We start from the raw sequence: 1,926 nt of genomic DNA, 5'->3' as shown, positions 1-1,926 counted from the left end.
AGCGGGTCGACGGTGGCGGCGCGGCCCGCGACGCCGCTCCGACGCGGGGTCGAGCGGGCGCCCGGGTTCCGGCGTCAGGCCGCCGGGCACGTCGGCGTCCACAGGTAGGGGCGCTGGTCGGACATCAGGAGCACCTGGCCCGCCTCGCTCATCCGGTAGGGCACGCCGCGCAGCAGCGTCCCGTCGGGCCCCGCCAGGCGGCGGAAGCCGGTGTCCGGGCGGTAGAGGAACGGCAGCGCCGAGCCCGACGTCGGGTCGATGACCGTGCCGACCGCGCCGCCGCGGTCGTCGGCGGAGATGACCTGGAGGTCGCCGCCGGGCGACGGCACGAACGTGTACCCCGCGGTCGGCGACCACGTGACGAGCGCGTCGTTCTCCCAGTCAGGGCTGAGGCGGTGGCCGGTCACCCCGCCCTGCTCGTCGATGTGCTCGGCGACGAAGATGGCGTCGTCGGGCAGCGGCGGGAGCTCGAGGACGCTCCGGTCCGGGCGCCAGACGAGCACCCGGTGGTGGTAGACGCCCTGCGCGTCGAGGTGGTAACCCCCGCCGAGCACCCACCCGGCCTCGTTGACCGACCGGGTCTGCACGAAGCGGTACGAGGCGTCGGGCGTCGGGAGCACGTGCTTGCGGTCGGTCCACACGAACGGCTCGGTGGCACCCTGCGCGCCGAGGACCTCGCTCGTGCCGACGACGACGTTGGCGTCGTTGACGTCGTGGACCTGGTCGGCGGTCCGCAGCGAGCGGTCCACCGGCCGGAGGGGGAGCGGCCCCTCGACGCGCACGGCCTTGGGCGGGTTCGTCGTCGGGCCGTCGACCTCGGCCACGCCCGCGACGCGTCCGGCTCCGCTGATCGCGCTGATCTCCGAGAACAGGCCGCCCTCGATGCCGCCGTACCAGCGGTAAGCACCGGTCCGGGAGTTCCACGAGGCGGCGCGTGTCCGCTGGTCGTAGCCCACGACGACGCCCGCGTCGTCGACGTCGCGCGCGACGGTCAGCGGGATCACCGTGCGCGTGCCGCACACAGGTCCCTGCCAGCCCGTCGGGGGTGGGTCGTCGGCGGCGGCCGGTGGGACGGCCACGGCGATGCCGAGCGTGGCGGTCAGGATCGAGCTCAGGACGAGGTGACGTCGCACGGAAGTGCCCCCTGTGTGCGGGTCGCCGCCGCAGCGGCCGACCGATGGTGCGGAGACGGGGTCGTACCCCGTCCCGCTCATGCTGCGGGCGACGTCGCCGAGCGGCGACCGGAGTCCACCGGCCGGGCGCGTGCGGACGATGAGGGGGAACGACGGCGGGTGTGACGCGGAGGGCGAGCGGGCCCAGGCCGCCGGTGCGCGTGACCGCGGGTGAAATCCGGACGAAACATCCGATAGCGCCACCACGGGCGGGCAGACTTGCCACCTCACGACTGTGTGAGAGCGCTCTCAGCGCGATGACCTCAACGGAAGGCCGGCCAAGCAGATGACCGACATCCCCGATCTCACGGACTGGCTCGTGGCGCAGCCCGACCTGTTCGAGACCAAGAAGAAGCTCTTCGGCAAGACCGTGATCCACAAGCCGTCGGGCGAGAAGGTGGTCGAGGGCTACCGCTACTTCCGCTCGAGCATCGACGAGCTCGTCACCGCCTTCGAGAGCGGCGACCTGGCCGCGGTGCAGGCGCTCGAGTACGCGGTCGACGAGGACGGGGACGCCGACACCAGCGCCGTCGCGCTGCTGCTCGCCTACACCAAGAGCGGCGCGTTCCTCGCGGCGCAGCCGGAGGAGTACCAGGACTACGTGCCCGTGCGCGTGCGTGCACCGCGCTTCTTCCCGGGCTCGACCGCGCTGGTCGAGAGCCTCGACCAGACGAGCTGACCGCCGGCACGTCGGACGGGCGGCGCCGCGGACGGGGGGCGCGGCGCCGCCTCGCGTCACCGGGGTGCCGCCCGT

The 1,926-nt window shown here is 73.7% G+C and carries 2 protein-coding genes; one reads left to right on the top strand and one right to left on the bottom strand.

The annotated features are described in order from the left end of the window. Positions 1-74 precede the first annotated feature (74 nt). Positions 75-1,133 carry a hypothetical protein gene (locus tag HGA02_RS17950; RefSeq protein ID WP_168680621.1) on the bottom strand — a complete coding sequence of 353 codons (1,059 nt, stop codon included), beginning with the start codon at positions 1,131-1,133 and terminating at the stop codon, positions 75-77. Positions 1,134-1,458: 325 nt separating this feature from the next. Between HGA02_RS17950 and HGA02_RS17945 the strand changes: the two genes are divergently transcribed. Further along, complete coding sequence (locus tag HGA02_RS17945) at positions 1,459-1,851, top strand: hypothetical protein (protein ID WP_168680619.1); 393 nt, start codon at positions 1,459-1,461, stop codon at positions 1,849-1,851. Positions 1,852-1,926 lie beyond the last annotated feature (75 nt).

It is taken from the genome of Cellulomonas septica (genome assembly GCF_012396155.1).
GTDB lineage: Bacteria > Actinomycetota > Actinomycetes > Actinomycetales > Cellulomonadaceae > Cellulomonas > Cellulomonas septica.
This window is presented reverse-complemented; position numbering and strand designations above follow the sequence as displayed.

Excerpts from the sequence above, each read along its gene's own strand:
- HGA02_RS17945 (WP_168680619.1), top strand. The coding sequence starts at position 1,459 with ATGACCGACATCCCCGATCTCACGGACTGGCTCGTGGCGCAGCCCGAC.